Origin of the sequence: Hanstruepera neustonica (genome assembly GCF_002895005.1) — a bacterium.
Classification (GTDB): Bacteria; Bacteroidota; Bacteroidia; order Flavobacteriales; family Flavobacteriaceae; genus Hanstruepera; species Hanstruepera neustonica.
Window position 1 is genome coordinate 105,525 of sequence record NZ_POWF01000002.1, and the last position, 16,115, is coordinate 121,639.

Genomic DNA, 16,115 nt, shown 5'->3' on the forward strand with positions numbered 1-16,115 from the left:
CAATACAGTTTCTAAAAATTAAAACAGCCATTTAAAGAAACGCTTAAAAAAACTTTCCTGCTCTAATTTTTCAATTGTTTTTGGTACTTCAAACTCAACAATAAATACTCCAAAGTTATTGAGCGTTTTATTATCTGCTTTCTCTAAATTCATAGGAATTTCAATTAATGCAGAATCATTTAAAACACCCCTTTTCAATACGCTGTCAAGATTTTCGACATCTTTAATGATATATTTAGTATTTGCTGGAATTGAATATTCGCTAAAATCAACATTTACAGCAGATCCTTCCTTACTAAAAAGCACGACTCTATAGGAATTAGGTTTAAAGTCATTTTTAGTAATATCTAGTACTGGGTTAAGATTAAACTCTTTGATATTCCTATGTTCACTATCTGTATCCTGTTTAAATGCTGATTGCCAATTACCAAATAAGTATTTTTCCTTATCTACACGAAATGGAGTCTTATTTTTTGTAAAATAAATGTTTTTGTTCAAACTTTTAGGTTTGAGATTGCTTGCTGCTGGTGACAATAAATGAATATAACCTCCATAAAGAATGTTATTGGTTACTGAAACCGATTTTGCATAAAGTAAACGCAATGGGTTATTCCTTCCCAAAATAACATTGTTAGACACAATAACATTCTCAACAGGTGCTTTATGGTAGTACCCAATAGTTAATGAAGGTGCATCACCATCTACTTCGTTTCCTTTATAATTGGTGTTGTGATACAATATATTATTTGTAACATTGATATTTTTGGCAACATTAATTCCATTTCTATCATTGGAAGCTACAATAATATTATCAACCGTTCTTCCTGAAACCAAACCACTATTAAAAATCACATTATTATCGAGTGTTATGTTTTTCACGTACTCTCTATCAGCTTTTTTATTGGCCGACCATACTTCAATACCCTTGTAATAGTTATTGAAAATGATATTATCCTTTAAAATTCTAGTTTCAGAATCACTATCATTTTGAACATAAAAACCTTCACCCAATCCGGGATATTCTTTCCCTATATAACCATTATCATAAACAATACAATTTGAAATTATAGTACCTCCGGTCTTGTTCCACGAACCAAAACCTAAACCGTTATTGCCATGTATTATAAGGTTAATAAACTTGCAGTTGGCACCGGCATTATGGCTAATACCACCAAATTGACGAAAACCTTCTATAGTTTCATCTCTAATGGTCAAACCAATTGGTGAAATTTCAAAATTTTGATAAGTAACATTTTTACCCCTTATACTTAATGTGGCAACGGCAGGCCCAGGGACATTTCCATTCAAAATTGCCCATTCATCTTCATAAGAAGCTACGATTATGTTTTTACCATTTATAGTGCTATACAACTGACTGTTAAATCTGCCCGAATAAACACCACCATGCAACCAAATGGTATCACCTCCATTTACTACATCGGGTTTTTGGCTTAAGGCTGTTTGTAAATCCCAAGGATTTTGCAAACTCCCATCTCCCTCTTCGGATCCTTTAATAATTTGATGATCTTTAGGGAACACATGAAACTCCTTTTGCGCATGCAGTTGTAAAACGATCAAACACACACTTATAATTGATAAAATTGATTTCATAATTACAAATTTACAATTACCGTACCAAGAACTTATTCATATTCAATGCGTCAATCTTCCTTTTTATAAACGTGCGGATTTTTACGTATGCCTTTTTTAAATATTCGGCGTAAAAACATTCTTAAATTAGCATCAAAATCTAAAATAATATTAGTGAATGTATCTTCAGGTCTACCTCTAAATTTTGTAACATGAAATTTATCAGATTCTTTAAGAGGGAAATCGCTAAAATAATAATTGGAAATACAGCATCTATTAGCGTCAAGCTGTACTTTATTAACTGAATGCCAAGAAGTATCATGAGTTGCCATGACTACAAGGCGGTTAAATTTACTTTCAATGACTACCGGCTTGTTTTTGGGGCCATTTGGCCACAGCTCAAGATGACCACCATTTTCTGTTTTCCAATTTGGTGATACGTAATACAACAAATTAAGCACACGCCATCGATTTCTGTTGGCATCATGAGAATTATCTAAATGTGGATGCAGAAAATTATCTTTACCCATTAATGAAATACCTCCAGCATAAAGGGAACTATCAGCATAAAGGGAATCAATATTGCAAATATTCCCAATGAGTTCAACAATTTTTGGTTCTTGAAATGCATAAATAACCTGTTCCAACAATGCATGATGTTTATCCATTTGTGCCGATATGTACTTATATTCACGAATGCTCTTCAATTGGCGCATGTCCAATTTACTGGGAAACACTTCAAAACACTTTTGGGCCATTTCATCGGGCAAAACATTATCGATATAGAAATAACCTATATTATCTTTGGTTTCAAGATATGTTTTAGACACATCAGATTGACAACTTCTAATTCTGTCATAAATCATTTCTGATATTTCTTGAGCACTAACCCCTTTCATTCAATCTGTAATTTTAAGATACCGCAATTTAAACCTTTTGCAAAAAAGGAGTTGTTAAACCTATATAAAAATGTATTTTTAGACATACTTTTTTAGTGATGATTTCGGTATTGATCCCCACATACAACTATAGTATTCTTGAACTTGTAAATTCAATAAGTAAGCAATTGGCTGAAAGTCATGTTGCTTATGAAATTATTTGTTTTGAAGACGGTTCTGGCTCCGAATTTATTGATTGCAATAATGAAATCAACAAATTACCATATACTCAATTACTTGTTTCCAATGAAAATTTGGGACGCATTAAAGCTAGACAAGCTCTTTCGGATAATGCACAATATGATTGGTTACTGTTTTTGGATGCCGATGTTCTGCCAAAAGCAAATGACTTCATTCTTAATTATATTAATCAGTTAGATTTAAAAAGCACTGCTGTTTTTGGAGGTATTGCCTATAAAAAATCCAAACCACCAATAGACTATATGCTTCGTTGGAAATATGGTATTCTAAAGGAGGAAACTATAGCAGCCATAAGAAATAGAAAGCCTTACAGACTAATTGCTTCAGCTAATATGCTCATTAAAAAGGATGTTTTTAATTCAATCAATAAAACCATCACCTATCAAGGATATGGCATGGACAACTACTTTGGCTCCAAATTAAAAGAGGGTCAGTTTGTTGTTAATCATATTGACAATCCTGTTTTTCATTTAGGTTTAGAAAAAAGCGCCAATTATCTTAAGAAGAAAGAAGAAGCTGCCAATACCTTACTCTATCTTTTAAAAAGCAACAGTATTTCAGCTTCCGATAATAATCTATTACACTTATTCTTAAAATTAAAGCAATGGAAACTCAACTATATAGTTGCATTTCTGTTTAGTATTTCTAAAACGCCAATAAAGAGTAATCTACTTGGAAAAAACCCTTCCATTAAATTATTGCAATTTTACAGGATTGGCTATATGTGTTTTACCGATTTAAATTCAAATAACTTGAAGTGAGTTCCAAATTTTCCATAATAATCCCACTTTACAACAAAGCAAATCATATTGCCCAAACGTTACGTAGTGTCTTAAACCAAACATTTACGGATTTTGAAATAATTATTGTGAATGATGGCTCTACAGACAACAGCTTGGAAATAGCAAAGTCATTTAAAGATTCTAGAATAAATATATTTACTACCGAAAACCATGGTGTTTCAGCGGCCAGGAATTTTGGAATTGAAAAAGCCACAGCCAATTATATAGCCTTTTTGGATGCTGATGATTTTTGGGAAGAGACCTTTTTAGAGGCTATAAGTAGTCTCATTGCGTTACATACAAATGAACATGTTTTTGCTACTGCATTAAATATTGTAATGGCAAACCAAACCTACCCTGCACCTTATAAAAATATTGATTTAACCCCTAATGGTATTGGTATATTGAATTATTTCACCTCAAGCATTGGCCATTCTATCTTGCATTGTGCAAATTCTGTTTTTAGCAAAAATGCCATAAAAGATATTGGCTTTTTTGATGAATCCCTTAAAACAAATGAAGACACTGATTATTGGATAAGAACTGGTTTTAAGTATCCAGTAGTATTTATAAATTCACATTTGGCCAATCATCTGAATATTGAAAACGGTCTTTCAAAAACCAATAAAAAATCATATAAATCAATTGATTTCAAAAAATACATTGAGGTATCCAACGAGCAACCTGAATCAAAACCTTTTTTAAATAAGAATATTTATTCCTCAATAATTAAGTATAAGTTATTAGGTGAGACAAAAAACAGTGAAAGACTTAAAACACTAATCGATTTAAGCTATCTAAACAAGAAGCAAAAGTTAGTAATCTCTTTGCCTAACCCAATTTTAAAATTTGTAGTAAGAATTTATAATGCTTTGAACAAACAGAAAAACTATTACTGATTTTTATAAGCCAAAAACTTTTTATAATCCCTAATATAATCCTCTTCTTCAAAAATATCGGAAGCCAAAACTAAACAAACCGAACCTGAAGAAAAATTTTCCAACTCACGCCAGATTCCTGTTGGAATTAAAAGCCCTTTATTGGGCTTGTTTAAAGTTACTTTGGTTCGTTCTTCACCATCATTCAAAACAACATCAAAACTGCCACTTAAAGCAATTAAAAACTCTTGCTGCTGAATATGTGCATGACCGCCTCTGTAAGCATTACTGGGCACATCATACAAATAATAAACACGTTTGATTTCAAAAGGAATCACATTCTTTTCAATAACTGCCAAATTACCTCTTACGTCCTCAATTTTTGGAATCTCTATGATTCTTACTTCTTTTAATGTTTCCATTTAATGCATATTAATCTCTTTGTATTTTTTTATCCCCTTTAATCCAACGGTCAGTTTATCACAAACATCCGAAAAAGATATTAATCGCTTTCTTAAAAGCGAAACTATTAACTTCATTATTAAAAAATATGCCCAAAATCCATGGAGTTTATAATTCATGGCACCTCTTGCAAAAAAATGCCTATCTGAAGTTACATCATCACTAGAGCTAAAAGCTTTATGAATAACAATAAATTCCGGAATAAATTGTGAGCCTACTTCATTTTCGAAAACGCTTTGGAGAAAAAAAACATTCTCACCATCTTCAAATGTCCCTCCCAAACCAAATTGTTCATCAAATTTTATATTCTTATCAAGAATTATTTGCCTTCTGAAAGCTATTTCTATTGAAAGTATTTTTCTATAAACCGATTGAATATCTGAATTGGATTCAGGATACTTCCAATAAGGACTTCCTTCAGTTGTTAAGGTTTTAAAAGTAATCAGATCAAAACTTTTATATCTGTTAAAGCTGTTGACTATTTTTTCAGCAAACCCCTCAACATAAACCACATCATCATCAGCTAAAAGGCAAATTTTTCCAATGGCATTTTTTATTGCCAGATTACGACTTCGGCTCAAACCTTTTTCAAATGAATTAACAACTCTAATATTAGGTTTTAGGGAGGTCAGTAAACAGTCTTGGGTTGTTTGGTTAACAACCAAAATATGGAGTTTAGAAATATCATTATTAATAAACATAGAATCGAGAAAACCTAAAGAATTTCTATTCATAGTAGCCACAAGAATTTCCAGCTCCGTTTCCATTCCCTGTTTATAATCCATTTAAAAAATTATCTTTGAAACAAAGATATTAAAATAAGCATGCGAATACTTTTGATTGGCGAATTTAGCCGATTGCATAACTCACTAAAAGAAGGTTTAATAACACTTGGTCATGAAGTTGTTATTATTGGGACTGGTGACCAGTTTAAAAAATACCCAGTTGACATTGATATTGACAGCAAATTATTTAATAGACAACCTTTCTTGTTTTTTCGCAAACTCATTCATAAACTTACTAAATTTGATATTGCACAAATAGAAATTTATTTTAGAATCAAAAGCAAGCTACCAATTTTGAAAGGTTTTGACGTGGTGCAGCTCATTAATGAAGATGCTTTTTTCATGCATCCAAAACTACAAATACCCTTACTTGTTTATATTTTCAAACAAAATAAAAGTGCTTATTTATTATCATGCGGTGATGATTATATTTCAATTAACCATTATTTAAAAAGCAATTTAAAGTATTCTATTTTAACACCTTATAAAGAAAACCCCAATTTAAAATCTAAATTCAATTACTCCCTAAAATACACTACCAAGCCTTATAAAAAACTACATGATTACTTATACCAAAACACAGAAGGCGTCATTGCTTCAGATCTAGATTACCACTTACCGCTTAAAGGCAATAACCACTATTTAGGGCTAATACCAAACCCCATAAATACTGATAAAATAGAATATATTGACTTAAAACCATCCTATAGAATAATTGTTTTTCTGGGTATTAACAGTCCCAATTACATAAAAAAAGGGATTCAGTTTTTTGATGAAGCTTTAGAAATTATTTCGCAAAAATACGGAGACAAGGTTACAGTTATCAAAACAGAAAACCTACCTTATGATGAATACATCCAATCATATAACCAAGCGCATATTGTATTAGATCAGGTTTATGCCTATGACCAAGGTTACAATGCCTTGGAGGCTATGGCAAAAGGAAAAGTGGTTTTTACAGGTGCTGAACAAGAATGGCTGGAATATTATAATTTGGAAGAAGACACTGTTGCAATTAATGCCTTGCCACATTCAAAATATATTGCTGATAAACTTTCAATGCTCATTGAAAATCCAGATAAAATTCTGGAAATATCAAAAAATGCACGTGCGTTTATTGAAAAAGAACATAATTACATAAATATTTCTCAACGCTATCTTGATGTTTGGACAGCCCATTCCTAATCTATTCTTCCAAATTAGGCTCTTCAGGTAAAACACCAAACAATGAAGAACTAAAAATCAAAAGTATTAACCCATAATAAGCTACATAGGTGACAAAATGTGCTATGTTAGCTCCTTTAGTTCCATATATATCAATAAAATATATACTCGTGAAATAAAGAATAATTACCGAAAAAGCTTCCGTAATTATGTAGTGCCAAAACATTTTTTTAGCCAAAAACTGATAGGCTATAACTATGGATAACACTTTTACAAAGTCGCCCAAAAGCTGCCATAGGAACAAATCTTGGACAGGTAAAAATTCGTCTGAAAAAATTAGGAGGATAATATATTTTCGTAACAAATAAATGATAAGTAATCCTGCTCCAAAAATTGGGATAATGGTTTTATAGAAATTAAAGACCTCGTTCCTAAACTCTTTTTTATTATCAATTTCAGATAACCTTGGCAAAATATAAAGAGTTAATAATGAAGACACAAACATCAAATAGTACTTTGAAATACGGTTCATGGTTTCCCAAAAACCAGCCTCTTTTATTCCAACTGAATCTGTAATATAATTCCTAATAACTATTGCAACCAAGGGCAGTAAAATGGCTGAAAAAATGGCCATCATAGAATAGGAACTTAATTTCTTGACATAATCTAGACTAATATTTTTGACTTTTACCAAAGGTGCCAAGCTCTTTCTATTGGCTACTCCAACAAGTGTGATGAGAAAAATTAAGGATTCTGAAATAGCCACCGAAATCAAAGCGCCATCAATTCGTTCTTTATATATCAATAAGATGGTAATTGAAAGGCCCAGAATCTGCCCAATAATATTTATAATGATTAAGATTTTATATTTGGAAAATCCATTGAGAATACCAAACGTAAACATATTCAGTGCATAAAATGGTAGCGCTATTGCCAAAATTTTGATAACATAAGCGTAATCATTGTAATACGAAAAAACATAATCATTGATATAGTTTGCGCCAAAATAACATCCAAAGGACACCAAAATGGTTGAAAAGAACCCCATATAGAAAATGGTTGAAAGGGTTTTACTTAATTCAATGGTGTTTTCCTTAAACTCGGCTACATATTTTACTATGCCATTGTAAAAACCGAGGATTGAAACTGTTTGAACCGTACTCAAAAAGTTTCGCAGGTTACCTATCAGCGCCATTCCTTCGGCACCTACAAATAATGCAATAGCCTTAGAAGTTAAAAATCCAGCAATAATTCTAGTAGCAACCGAAGCAGAATTTAATGATGCAACTTGTACTAATACATTGTTGTTAATATAATTCAGTAATCTTTTCAATTAATAGGCATTTAGTAGGTTAATTATTTGGGTTACTTCTTCATCTGTCATAACTGGGCTTATTGGAATACTGATAACCTGTTCGTGAATTGTTTCCGTTATCGGTAATTGTAAATGACTGTACTCTTGCAAAGCCACTTGTCTATGGGGTGGTTTGGGATAATGTATCAGGTAACCTATGCTGTTTTTTTTAAGAAATGTAGCAAAATTATCTCTTTCCGTTACTCTCACAACAAATACATGAAAAACATGATTTTCTGATTCATCATAATATGGCAGTTGAATGCTCTTATTAGTTATTTCGTTTAAATAACGATTGGCTATCTCTCGTCTTCTGGCATTATCTTCATCTAAAAACGGAAGCTTGATTGATAACATAGCTGCCTGAATTTCATCCAATCTATTATTAAAGCCCTTGTAGTTGTTTGAGTATTTCTCTAAAGATCCATAATTTCTCAATTGTACAATCATTTCAGCTAGTTGTTTATCTTGAGTTGTTATCGCTCCAGCATCGCCTAAAGCGCCTAAATTTTTACTCGGATAAAAGCTAAACGCAGCTGCATGTCCCAAATTACCGGCTTTTTTTCCATTATTGTTAATAGCACCATGTGCTTGAGCAGCGTCTTCAATGACCAATAAGTTATGTTCTTTTGCAACATCATTAATGGCTTCCATAGTAGCCAATTGACCATATAGATGGACTACTAAAATAGCTTTTGTTTTATTGTTAATATGCCTTTTGATTTCCTCAACTGAAATATTAAACGTTTGTTCATCAGGCTCCACAAAAATAGGTGTCAAACCACTATGAATAACCGATAATATACTAGCAATGTAGGTGTTCGCTGGAACTAATACTTCATCGTTTGCTTTTAAAACGCCCAATTCTATATACGCTTTAAAGATTAGTGTTAAAGCATCCAACCCATTACTTGTTCCTACACAATATTTGGTTCCACAATATGAGGCAAAATCAGCTTCAAATGTTTCAACTTCGTCACCAAGTATATACCTTCCAGAATCCAAAAAGTGTTTAAACTTCTTTTGGAAAGTCTCTTCAAAACGCGCATTTATTTTTTTTAAGTCTAAAAATTGTATCATATCAAAACATCGTCTAGCTTTTTAAAATTGCTCACTGGCAATCTATAAAAATCTTGAGTCACTGCCCTAGCACCAAAACCTTCTTTCCAATACTGTAAACCAGAATTTACTTGTAGACCATTATTTTCATTGGAAATACCAAAATCAAAATATGGTTTTTCCTTAAAAACCTCTTGCAGTAAAAAATCATGCAGTAAATCCAAACTGCCTGTTTGATTTTTTGTGGCATCAGCTGAAATATATTGTGAATGGGCAACTTGTTCGGTAATAAATATAGTTGTACCAGCAACCAACTTTTGTTTTTCATAAACGTTAAACTGAACAATGTTTTCAGGAAATCGTTCTTTTAGCAATTTAATTTCCTCTAAACTGTGAACAGGTTCTGTGTTATGTTTGTTTTTAAGATTAGGAATCAATATCTCATTCCAGAACGTATCAAATTCATCGTCAGATTTAATGGTCAAGCCAGCCTTGCGAGCGCGCTTTAAACCATCTCGTCTATCTTTAGAGTATCTTACATGAGTATTTTGTTTGACGACCGACAGCATATCTCTTCTGAATAGTTCTGCATCCAAAACCTTCATCAAATAAGATAATTCATCGCTTGGATAATTATAGTAGATACCTGGAATCATTTTAATTTCTAACGTTTGAAAGCCCTGTTCATCATAATATTCCAGTACACAGCGGAGACACTTCAGAATCAATTGAAATTTCAGCTTTTCTCCAACAACCAATCCACCATAGGTTAAGCCTTTATGAGAATATATAATAGAACCTTCTTTACATGCTGGAAAAATAGCAATTAACTTATCTTTTTTAAAAATTAAAAGCGATGCATCATCAAATCGATCTTGATGGTATTCCATAAAGTTACGATGAAACAAAAACGTGGCATTCTTTGCTATTTCTAAAAAATTATTCCAATCCTTATAATAACTGGAAGAATACACTACAGCTCTTAAATCGTTCATTTATATTTTATATGAAAGCCTAAAAATAAAGTTCTTTTGCTTGAAAAAAAATTTATATGCTCATTTAATACAGGTGTTGTTTAGTAATGGAATAGTTATCTGAAAAAACTTTTCACTTTATGGATTATATTATTTTGTCTAACAAATAATAATACAACAAAAAACATCATAAAATCAAATGGATAGCTATATCTGTCATTAGTTCCATAGGTTACCATAGCTTGCAACAAAGCTGGTACCATGACAAAAGAAACAAGAATAAAAGTTATGTCCACTTGCCTATTAACAATTGAACGATAAAACACCATTATACTGATACCTATGAATGCAATTACAATTGCGTACAAGATTATTTTTTGCACACGCCAAATGTTATCAAAAACTTGAAAAGCCGAATGAAATCGGAAATTATCTTCATTCCAATCAAGAGCAGGCTTCCAGAAATCCAGACCAGAACGAAAAAAAACCTGTTTTAGGTAATCTTTTGGGTTGGCTGCTACAGTTGCTTTGGCAAATTCACCCAATTCATGAGACAGTTCTTCAAAACTTAAATTGTATTTATCAAAAACTCTTCCTTCTCCATAAGCATTCCAAATACTCATAGCCACATCCCTATTCTCTGCAATTGTTTTATTTCTGTATTGAGCATAAGGTTGCCCAATCCACTGGTATTCCTCTGGCGCCTTTTCTGCAAAATAGACACAATTTTGAGACATATTCAACCCTAAAAATGTTGTTGAAACAAAATAGCCCGTATTTAATTTGTTGACATAGGACCAACCAAAATATACCAACAGAGGAAATATTAAAAGAATTAATTTTTTATTTATTATCCTATTAAGATTAAAATCTTTTAAGGTATACAATCCATAAATTAAGAATGGCCAATAGGCGAAAAAAGGTTTGATCAATACCAAATAACCCAATACGGCTCCCAAAATCAATTCCGTCTTTATTGTATTACTATTTCTGTAACTAGGACTTGTTATGAAATAGACAATAAAAGAGGTGCAAAACAAGGTCAAACTTTCCAATAGAATGGAAGTTTCATAAAAAAACACATTTAGAAATGACTGTAAAAAAAGGACAACGTAAAAACTATGTCTTCTACTAAACTTCAAGTTAATCAACGTTTTATACCAAAATAAGGAAGCAATTGTTCCCATTATAAACTGATATATTACAGCTATTTTTACTTTTCCTGCCGCAAACAGTATTAACAAAGGATAGCCTGGACTTCGCTTACCATCATAACCTTCCAATGACAGCGTAGATAATTTTTTAGCCAATCGAAAATAGCTGCCCGAATCAGGAAATGCACTCTCACTTGGATAGACTATTAAAAATAAAAGCAACCTAATACCCAAGCCAATAATTAATAAGTATAGTAGGTTTTTATCCTTAAAAAAATTATGAATTACACGCATTAAAAGGCTTTTTTCAAAAGTAACACCATCAAGAACCTCTTGTTTAAGCTACTTTTGTAAATATAGTGAAGTCTATTTTTTCTTGAGCACTAAATAATAGAGATTTATGAATACGATAGCCGCATTAGAGATGATTATTGGCCACGATGTTTGAAGCATAAATCCATAAATAACAAACAATATACACCCAATAGAATTGACAATTCGCAGCATTCTAACATCTTTCATCATAAATGAAATCAATAAAGCTGCCATAGCAGCATAGCCAACCCATTCCGTTAAGGAAACTCCCAATAGTTCCATATTTATATATGTTTAGATTGCAAAAAAAAGGAATTCTATTTAGAATCCCTTTTTTAACTTTTAATTTTAAATTGTTTTATTTCGCTTGCGATCAACTTCTTTTAGAAGGATTTTTCGCAATCTTAAGTGTTTTGGTGTTACCTCAACATATTCATCTTTTTGGATGTATTCCAAAGCTTCTTCTAGCGAAAATTTGATGGCCGGAACAATTTTAGCCTTGTCATCAGCTCCAGCTGAACGCACGTTACTTAACTTTTTTGTTTTGGTCACGTTGACAACCATGTCATCACCTCGAGAATTTTCACCAATCACCTGACCTTCATAAATATCTTCTCCTGGATCAATAAAAAACTTGCCACGTTCCTGTAATTTATCAATAGAATAAGGGATTGCTTGACCATTTTCCATAGATACCAACGAACCGTTTTGACGTTCTGGAATACCACCTTTCAATGGTTGATATTCTTTAAATCGGTGTGCCATTATAGCTTCACCCGCTGTAGCTGTCAATAATTGATTACGTAAACCTATGATACCTCTTGAAGGCACAATAAACTCACAAACCATGCGATCACCTTTGGCTTCCATACTCAACATTTCACCTTTGCGCATGGTCACCATTTCTATGGCTTTTCCTGAAACTTCTTCCGGTAAGTCAATAGTCATTTCTTCTACGGGCTCACATTTTACGCCATCAATTTCCTTAATGATAACCTGTGGTTGACCAATTTGAAGTTCATAACCTTCACGACGCATCGTTTCAATTAACACAGATAAATGCAAGACACCACGACCAAATACCATAAATTTATCAGCACTATCTGTTTCTTCAACACGTAGCGCCAAATTCTTCTCCAATTCTTTGGTTAAACGCTCTTTAATATGTCTTGATGTCACATATTTACCGTCTTTCCCAAAGAATGGTGAATCGTTAATGGTAAACAACATACTCATCGTTGGTTCGTCAATCGCGATGGTTTTTAATCCTTCTGGATTCTCCCAATCGGCAACCGTATCACCAATTTCAAAACCTTCCAAGCCTACTATGGCACAGATATCACCTGCTTTAACTTCTTCAACTTTTTTACGACCTAAACCTTCAAAAGTATGTAACTCTTTAATTTTAGATTTTACAACGCGACCATCACGCTTAACCAACGAAATATTCTGACCTGCTTTCAATTCACCACGTGTCAAACGGCCAATCGCTATTCTTCCCGTAAACGATGAGAAATCCAATGAGGTAATCAACATTTGTGTTGAACCTTCTTCAATTTTTGGTTCCGGAATATGCTCGATAACCATATCTAGTAATGGCTCAATATTATCAGTTTCATTCTTCCAATCGTCACTCATCCAATTGTTTTTGGCAGAACCATAAACCGTTGGAAAATCCAATTGCCACTCCTCTGCACCTAATTCAAACATCAAGTCAAACACCTTCTCGTGTACTTCATCTGGCGTACAGTTTTCCTTGTCAACTTTATTGATAACTGCACAGGGCTTCAACCCTAAATCAATTGCTTTTTGCAATACAAAACGGGTTTGGGGCATTGGCCCTTCAAAAGCATCAACCAACAACAAAACACCATCTGCCATATTTAAAACACGCTCTACCTCGCCACCAAAATCGGCGTGACCAGGTGTATCAATAATGTTAATTTTGGTATCCTTGTAAACAACTGAAACGTTTTTTGACGTGATAGTAATACCACGTTCACGTTCTAAATCGTTGTTATCCAAAATCAAATCACCCGTGTTTTCGTTTTCACGAAATAACTGACAGTGGTACATAATTTTATCAACCAAGGTTGTTTTCCCGTGGTCAACGTGCGCAATAATTGCAATGTTTTTTATTGTAGCCATAATAGTGCCGTATTTTAAGCGTGCAAAGGTACGTTATATTTTAATATTTAAACCATTATATTTTATTCAATTAGTTAATTAAATGTTATTGTGATTTTATATTGAAATAAAAACAAGTATACTTCGTTAAGTAATTGATTGATAGTAAATAGCCATTACTAACCAGCTCATAACCACCCAAGGCGTTTTACTCATGTATCATAACATGTTTAACCCTTTAATTGTTTAAGAATGAAACTGATTAGTAAATATTCTAAATTCACTCCCTATTTATATTTTTTAGCGGTTATAGCCTATTGGTTTACCGATATTAATAAAAGTGAAGGACTCACAGCATATCCTATTCTACTATTGGGAATACCATTTGTTTGGCAATTAATAAAACCCAATAAACAACTCAATTTCTCATTAGGAATTATTTTTGTGTGCCTTTCGTCCTATCTCATTCTAGCTTATTTATCGGATTTGCTACATATCATTGATATTTCATCTTCAACCAAAACCTTTATTATTTATGGTGGCATTTTTGTCTTTACCAATTTTTTAATGGCACTTTGGATGATTCGAAATAGTCTAAAAAAAGCGTTTTAATTTGACTATCTTTGTGGCTTAAATTTTAAGCTGATGAATCTTAAAGACGTTCCAAAATTGATGCATACCAATAGCAATAATTTTTTTCTGTTGGCTGGCCCTTGTGCCATTGAAGGTGAAGACATGGCATTGCGTATAGCCGAAAAGGTTATAACTATTACCAATAACCTGCATATTCCTTATGTCTTTAAAGGAAGTTTTAAAAAGGCTAATCGTAGTCGTATAGACAGTTTTACGGGTATTGGTGATGAAAAAGCCCTAAAAATATTACGCAAAGTATCTGAAACCTTTGATGTACCAACAGTTACGGATATCCATGAAGTATCAGATGCTAAAATGGCTGCCGAATATGTTGATGTTCTCCAAATTCCTGCATTTTTAGTGCGTCAAACCGATTTGGTTGTGGCAGCTGCCGAAACTGGCAAGGTAGTCAATTTAAAAAAGGGACAGTTTATGAGTCCCGAATCCATGAAACATGCTGTGCAAAAGGTTAAGGATACTGGTAGTGACAAGGCTTGGATAACCGATAGAGGAACCATGTTTGGCTATCAAGATATGATTGTTGATTTCCGAGGCATTCCTACTATGCGTCAATATGCACCCACTATTTTAGATGTTACCCATTCCTTACAACAGCCGAATCAATCTGTAGGTGTTACTGGTGGTAGACCAGATATGATCGAAACCATTGCTCGTGCTGGTGTCGTGAATAATGTTGATGGTCTGTTTATTGAAACTCATTTTGATCCTGCCAATGCCAAAAGTGATGGTGCCAACATGTTGCATTTGGATAATTTAGAAAATTTATTGACCAATTTAGTGGCCATTAGAAAAACCATAAACAGCTTAAAATAGGCTATTATTATGGATATTGAAATCCGCCAAGCAACTATCGAGGACATTCCAGAGATAACCACACTCTTTCGAGATACTGTTCGCGAGGTGAATTCAAAACATTATTCGGATAAACAGATTCAAACTTGGTCTGCTGGTGCCAGTGATACCCAAAAATGGGAAGAGCGCATTCACAAATGCTACTTTTTGGTTGCCGAAAGCCATGACATTATTGTTGGTTTTGCCTATTTAAAGAATGGCAATTATTTTGATGGTTTGTTTGTTCATAAAGATTATCAACGTCAAGGTATTGCTTCAAAATTACTGCGCATTATAGAATCTAAAGTTATGATGGATGGTTTTGGTGAAATCAAATCTGATGTCAGTATTACGGCTTTGCCATTTTTTGAAAATCACTATTTCGATGTCATTAAAAAGCAGAAAAAGGTCCTTAAGGGCATGACCTTTGAAAACTATATAGTTTCAAAAGCTCTCTAAATAAACCAAGCTTTTTTACTCTGTTCCAATTGCTTGCCTGCAGCTTGTAGTAACATAACAAAGCGATGTTCATCCAAATCTTCAATGTGTTTAATTTGAATTGAACGCACCTGTTTGCGATTGTTATAATTCTGCAATTCAGGGAAATCTTTTTCCAACAAAATACCTTGAACAAAAGCCACATCTACAAAATCGGTCCCTTTTAAAATATTTATGTAAATCATAGGCTTTTTACCTATGTTATAAAATGGGATTTTATAACTATATCGCTCTTGAACATTGGGCAACGTCTTCAATATCACCTCTCTGACATAAAGCATTATGGACCGATAGGGTTCCTTCTGTTCTAAAAAATAAGCATCAACAGGTTTCATTTAGTTACTCGGAA

General features: G+C 32.9%; 17 protein-coding genes. 6 read left to right on the top strand and 11 right to left on the bottom strand.

Translation table 11 applies throughout. The features are described from left to right. Positions 1-18: 18 nt before the first annotated feature. Together C1T31_RS05160 and C1T31_RS05165 are read right to left on the bottom strand one after the other, a co-directional pair. On the bottom strand, positions 19-1,611 hold the full coding sequence (locus C1T31_RS05160) for a right-handed parallel beta-helix repeat-containing protein (RefSeq protein WP_103051421.1): 1,593 nt from the start codon (positions 1,609-1,611) through the stop codon (positions 19-21). 50 nt (positions 1,612-1,661) lie between these two features. After that, on the bottom strand, positions 1,662-2,489 hold the full coding sequence (locus tag C1T31_RS05165) for a 2OG-Fe(II) oxygenase (RefSeq protein ID WP_103051422.1): 828 nt from the start codon (positions 2,487-2,489) through the stop codon (positions 1,662-1,664). 98 nt (positions 2,490-2,587) lie between these two features. Between C1T31_RS05165 and C1T31_RS05170 the strand changes: the two genes are divergently transcribed. Continuing rightward, positions 2,588-3,490 carry a glycosyltransferase family 2 protein gene (locus C1T31_RS05170; protein ID WP_103051423.1) on the top strand — a complete coding sequence of 301 codons (903 nt, stop codon included), beginning with the start codon at positions 2,588-2,590 and terminating at the stop codon, positions 3,488-3,490. Further along, positions 3,487-4,410, top strand: coding sequence for a glycosyltransferase family 2 protein (locus tag C1T31_RS05175; RefSeq protein ID WP_103051424.1), 924 nt, complete (start codon positions 3,487-3,489; stop codon positions 4,408-4,410). Before C1T31_RS05170 ends, C1T31_RS05175 begins: the two co-directional genes overlap by 4 nt. Here the strand turns inward: C1T31_RS05175 and C1T31_RS05180 are convergent. Next, positions 4,404-4,811 carry a sugar 3,4-ketoisomerase gene (locus C1T31_RS05180; RefSeq protein ID WP_103051425.1) on the bottom strand — a complete coding sequence of 136 codons (408 nt, stop codon included), beginning with the start codon at positions 4,809-4,811 and terminating at the stop codon, positions 4,404-4,406. The genes C1T31_RS05175 and C1T31_RS05180 overlap by 7 nt on opposite strands. Beyond that, the gene (locus tag C1T31_RS05185; protein ID WP_103051426.1) at positions 4,812-5,636 is read right to left on the bottom strand and encodes a glycosyltransferase family 2 protein; all 825 of its coding nucleotides are present in this window, start codon (positions 5,634-5,636) and stop codon (positions 4,812-4,814) included. Positions 5,637-5,675: 39 nt separating this feature from the next. On the opposite strand from C1T31_RS05185, the gene C1T31_RS05190 reads away from it, so the two are divergent. Continuing rightward, the gene (locus C1T31_RS05190) at positions 5,676-6,821 is read left to right on the top strand and encodes a glycosyltransferase family protein (protein WP_103051427.1); all 1,146 of its coding nucleotides are present in this window, start codon (positions 5,676-5,678) and stop codon (positions 6,819-6,821) included. Between the two features lies 1 nt (position 6,822). On the opposite strand, the gene C1T31_RS05195 is transcribed toward C1T31_RS05190, so the two are convergent. The 6 genes from C1T31_RS05195 to typA form a co-directional block, all read right to left on the bottom strand. Continuing rightward, positions 6,823-8,133 carry an O-antigen translocase gene (locus tag C1T31_RS05195; protein ID WP_103051428.1) on the bottom strand — a complete coding sequence of 437 codons (1,311 nt, stop codon included), beginning with the start codon at positions 8,131-8,133 and terminating at the stop codon, positions 6,823-6,825. Beyond that, on the bottom strand, positions 8,134-9,234 hold the full coding sequence (locus tag C1T31_RS05200) for a DegT/DnrJ/EryC1/StrS family aminotransferase (protein ID WP_103051429.1): 1,101 nt from the start codon (positions 9,232-9,234) through the stop codon (positions 8,134-8,136). After that, the gene (locus C1T31_RS05205) at positions 9,231-10,208 is read right to left on the bottom strand and encodes a GNAT family N-acetyltransferase (RefSeq protein WP_165780072.1); all 978 of its coding nucleotides are present in this window, start codon (positions 10,206-10,208) and stop codon (positions 9,231-9,233) included. The genes C1T31_RS05200 and C1T31_RS05205 overlap by 4 nt, the downstream gene beginning before the upstream one ends. Positions 10,209-10,303: 95 nt before the next feature. Then, complete coding sequence (locus tag C1T31_RS05210) at positions 10,304-11,635, bottom strand: hypothetical protein (RefSeq protein ID WP_103051430.1); 1,332 nt, start codon at positions 11,633-11,635, stop codon at positions 10,304-10,306. Positions 11,636-11,707: 72 nt separating this feature from the next. After that, entirely contained in the window at positions 11,708-11,938 is a 231-nt protein-coding gene (locus tag C1T31_RS05215; RefSeq protein WP_103051431.1) for a uroporphyrinogen decarboxylase, read from the bottom strand. Positions 11,939-12,004: 66 nt separating this feature from the next. Continuing rightward, positions 12,005-13,804 carry a translational GTPase TypA gene (gene typA / locus C1T31_RS05220; protein WP_207764259.1) on the bottom strand — a complete coding sequence of 600 codons (1,800 nt, stop codon included), beginning with the start codon at positions 13,802-13,804 and terminating at the stop codon, positions 12,005-12,007. Positions 13,805-14,035: 231 nt separating this feature from the next. Between typA and C1T31_RS05225 the strand changes: the two genes are divergently transcribed. From C1T31_RS05225 to C1T31_RS05235, 3 genes are read left to right on the top strand one after another with little or no spacing between them, the layout of a single operon-like run. Next, positions 14,036-14,395: a hypothetical protein gene (locus tag C1T31_RS05225; RefSeq protein WP_103051433.1), complete on the top strand. Its 360-nt coding sequence runs from the start codon at positions 14,036-14,038 to the stop codon at positions 14,393-14,395. A 33-nt stretch (positions 14,396-14,428) separates the two neighbouring features. Next, positions 14,429-15,250 (top strand): 3-deoxy-8-phosphooctulonate synthase, encoded by an 822-nt coding sequence (gene kdsA, locus C1T31_RS05230; protein WP_103051434.1) that lies wholly within the window; start codon positions 14,429-14,431, stop codon positions 15,248-15,250. A 9-nt stretch (positions 15,251-15,259) separates the two neighbouring features. Then, on the top strand, positions 15,260-15,727 hold the full coding sequence (locus tag C1T31_RS05235; RefSeq protein ID WP_103051435.1) for a GNAT family N-acetyltransferase: 468 nt from the start codon (positions 15,260-15,262) through the stop codon (positions 15,725-15,727). Here the strand turns inward: C1T31_RS05235 and C1T31_RS05240 are convergent. Next, positions 15,724-16,101: a DUF1801 domain-containing protein gene (locus C1T31_RS05240; protein ID WP_103051436.1), complete on the bottom strand. Its 378-nt coding sequence runs from the start codon at positions 16,099-16,101 to the stop codon at positions 15,724-15,726. The two genes, C1T31_RS05235 and C1T31_RS05240, sit on opposite strands and share 4 nt — an antisense overlap. Positions 16,102-16,115: the final 14 nt, after the last annotated feature.

What these genes read in the sequence shown, in the direction of transcription:
- C1T31_RS05160 (WP_103051421.1), bottom strand. Translation starts at nt 1,611, where the DNA reads ATGAAATCAATTTTATCAATTATAAGTGTGTGTTTGATCGTTTTACAA.
- C1T31_RS05165 (WP_103051422.1), bottom strand. Translation starts at nt 2,489, where the DNA reads ATGAAAGGGGTTAGTGCTCAAGAAATATCAGAAATGATTTATGACAGA.
- C1T31_RS05170 (WP_103051423.1), top strand. Translation starts at nt 2,588, where the DNA reads ATGATTTCGGTATTGATCCCCACATACAACTATAGTATTCTTGAACTT.
- C1T31_RS05180 (WP_103051425.1), bottom strand. Translation starts at nt 4,811, where the DNA reads ATGGAAACATTAAAAGAAGTAAGAATCATAGAGATTCCAAAAATTGAG.
- C1T31_RS05185 (WP_103051426.1), bottom strand. Translation starts at nt 5,636, where the DNA reads ATGGATTATAAACAGGGAATGGAAACGGAGCTGGAAATTCTTGTGGCT.
- C1T31_RS05190 (WP_103051427.1), top strand. Translation starts at nt 5,676, where the DNA reads ATGCGAATACTTTTGATTGGCGAATTTAGCCGATTGCATAACTCACTA.
- C1T31_RS05200 (WP_103051429.1), bottom strand. Translation starts at nt 9,234, where the DNA reads ATGATACAATTTTTAGACTTAAAAAAAATAAATGCGCGTTTTGAAGAG.
- C1T31_RS05205 (WP_165780072.1), bottom strand. Translation starts at nt 10,208, where the DNA reads ATGAACGATTTAAGAGCTGTAGTGTATTCTTCCAGTTATTATAAGGAT.
- C1T31_RS05210 (WP_103051430.1), bottom strand. Translation starts at nt 11,635, where the DNA reads ATGCGTGTAATTCATAATTTTTTTAAGGATAAAAACCTACTATACTTA.
- C1T31_RS05215 (WP_103051431.1), bottom strand. Translation starts at nt 11,938, where the DNA reads ATGGAACTATTGGGAGTTTCCTTAACGGAATGGGTTGGCTATGCTGCT.
- typA (WP_207764259.1), bottom strand. Translation starts at nt 13,804, where the DNA reads ATGGCTACAATAAAAAACATTGCAATTATTGCGCACGTTGACCACGGG.
- C1T31_RS05225 (WP_103051433.1), top strand. Translation starts at nt 14,036, where the DNA reads ATGAAACTGATTAGTAAATATTCTAAATTCACTCCCTATTTATATTTT.
- kdsA (WP_103051434.1), top strand. Translation starts at nt 14,429, where the DNA reads ATGAATCTTAAAGACGTTCCAAAATTGATGCATACCAATAGCAATAAT.
- C1T31_RS05235 (WP_103051435.1), top strand. Translation starts at nt 15,260, where the DNA reads ATGGATATTGAAATCCGCCAAGCAACTATCGAGGACATTCCAGAGATA.
- C1T31_RS05240 (WP_103051436.1), bottom strand. Translation starts at nt 16,101, where the DNA reads ATGAAACCTGTTGATGCTTATTTTTTAGAACAGAAGGAACCCTATCGG.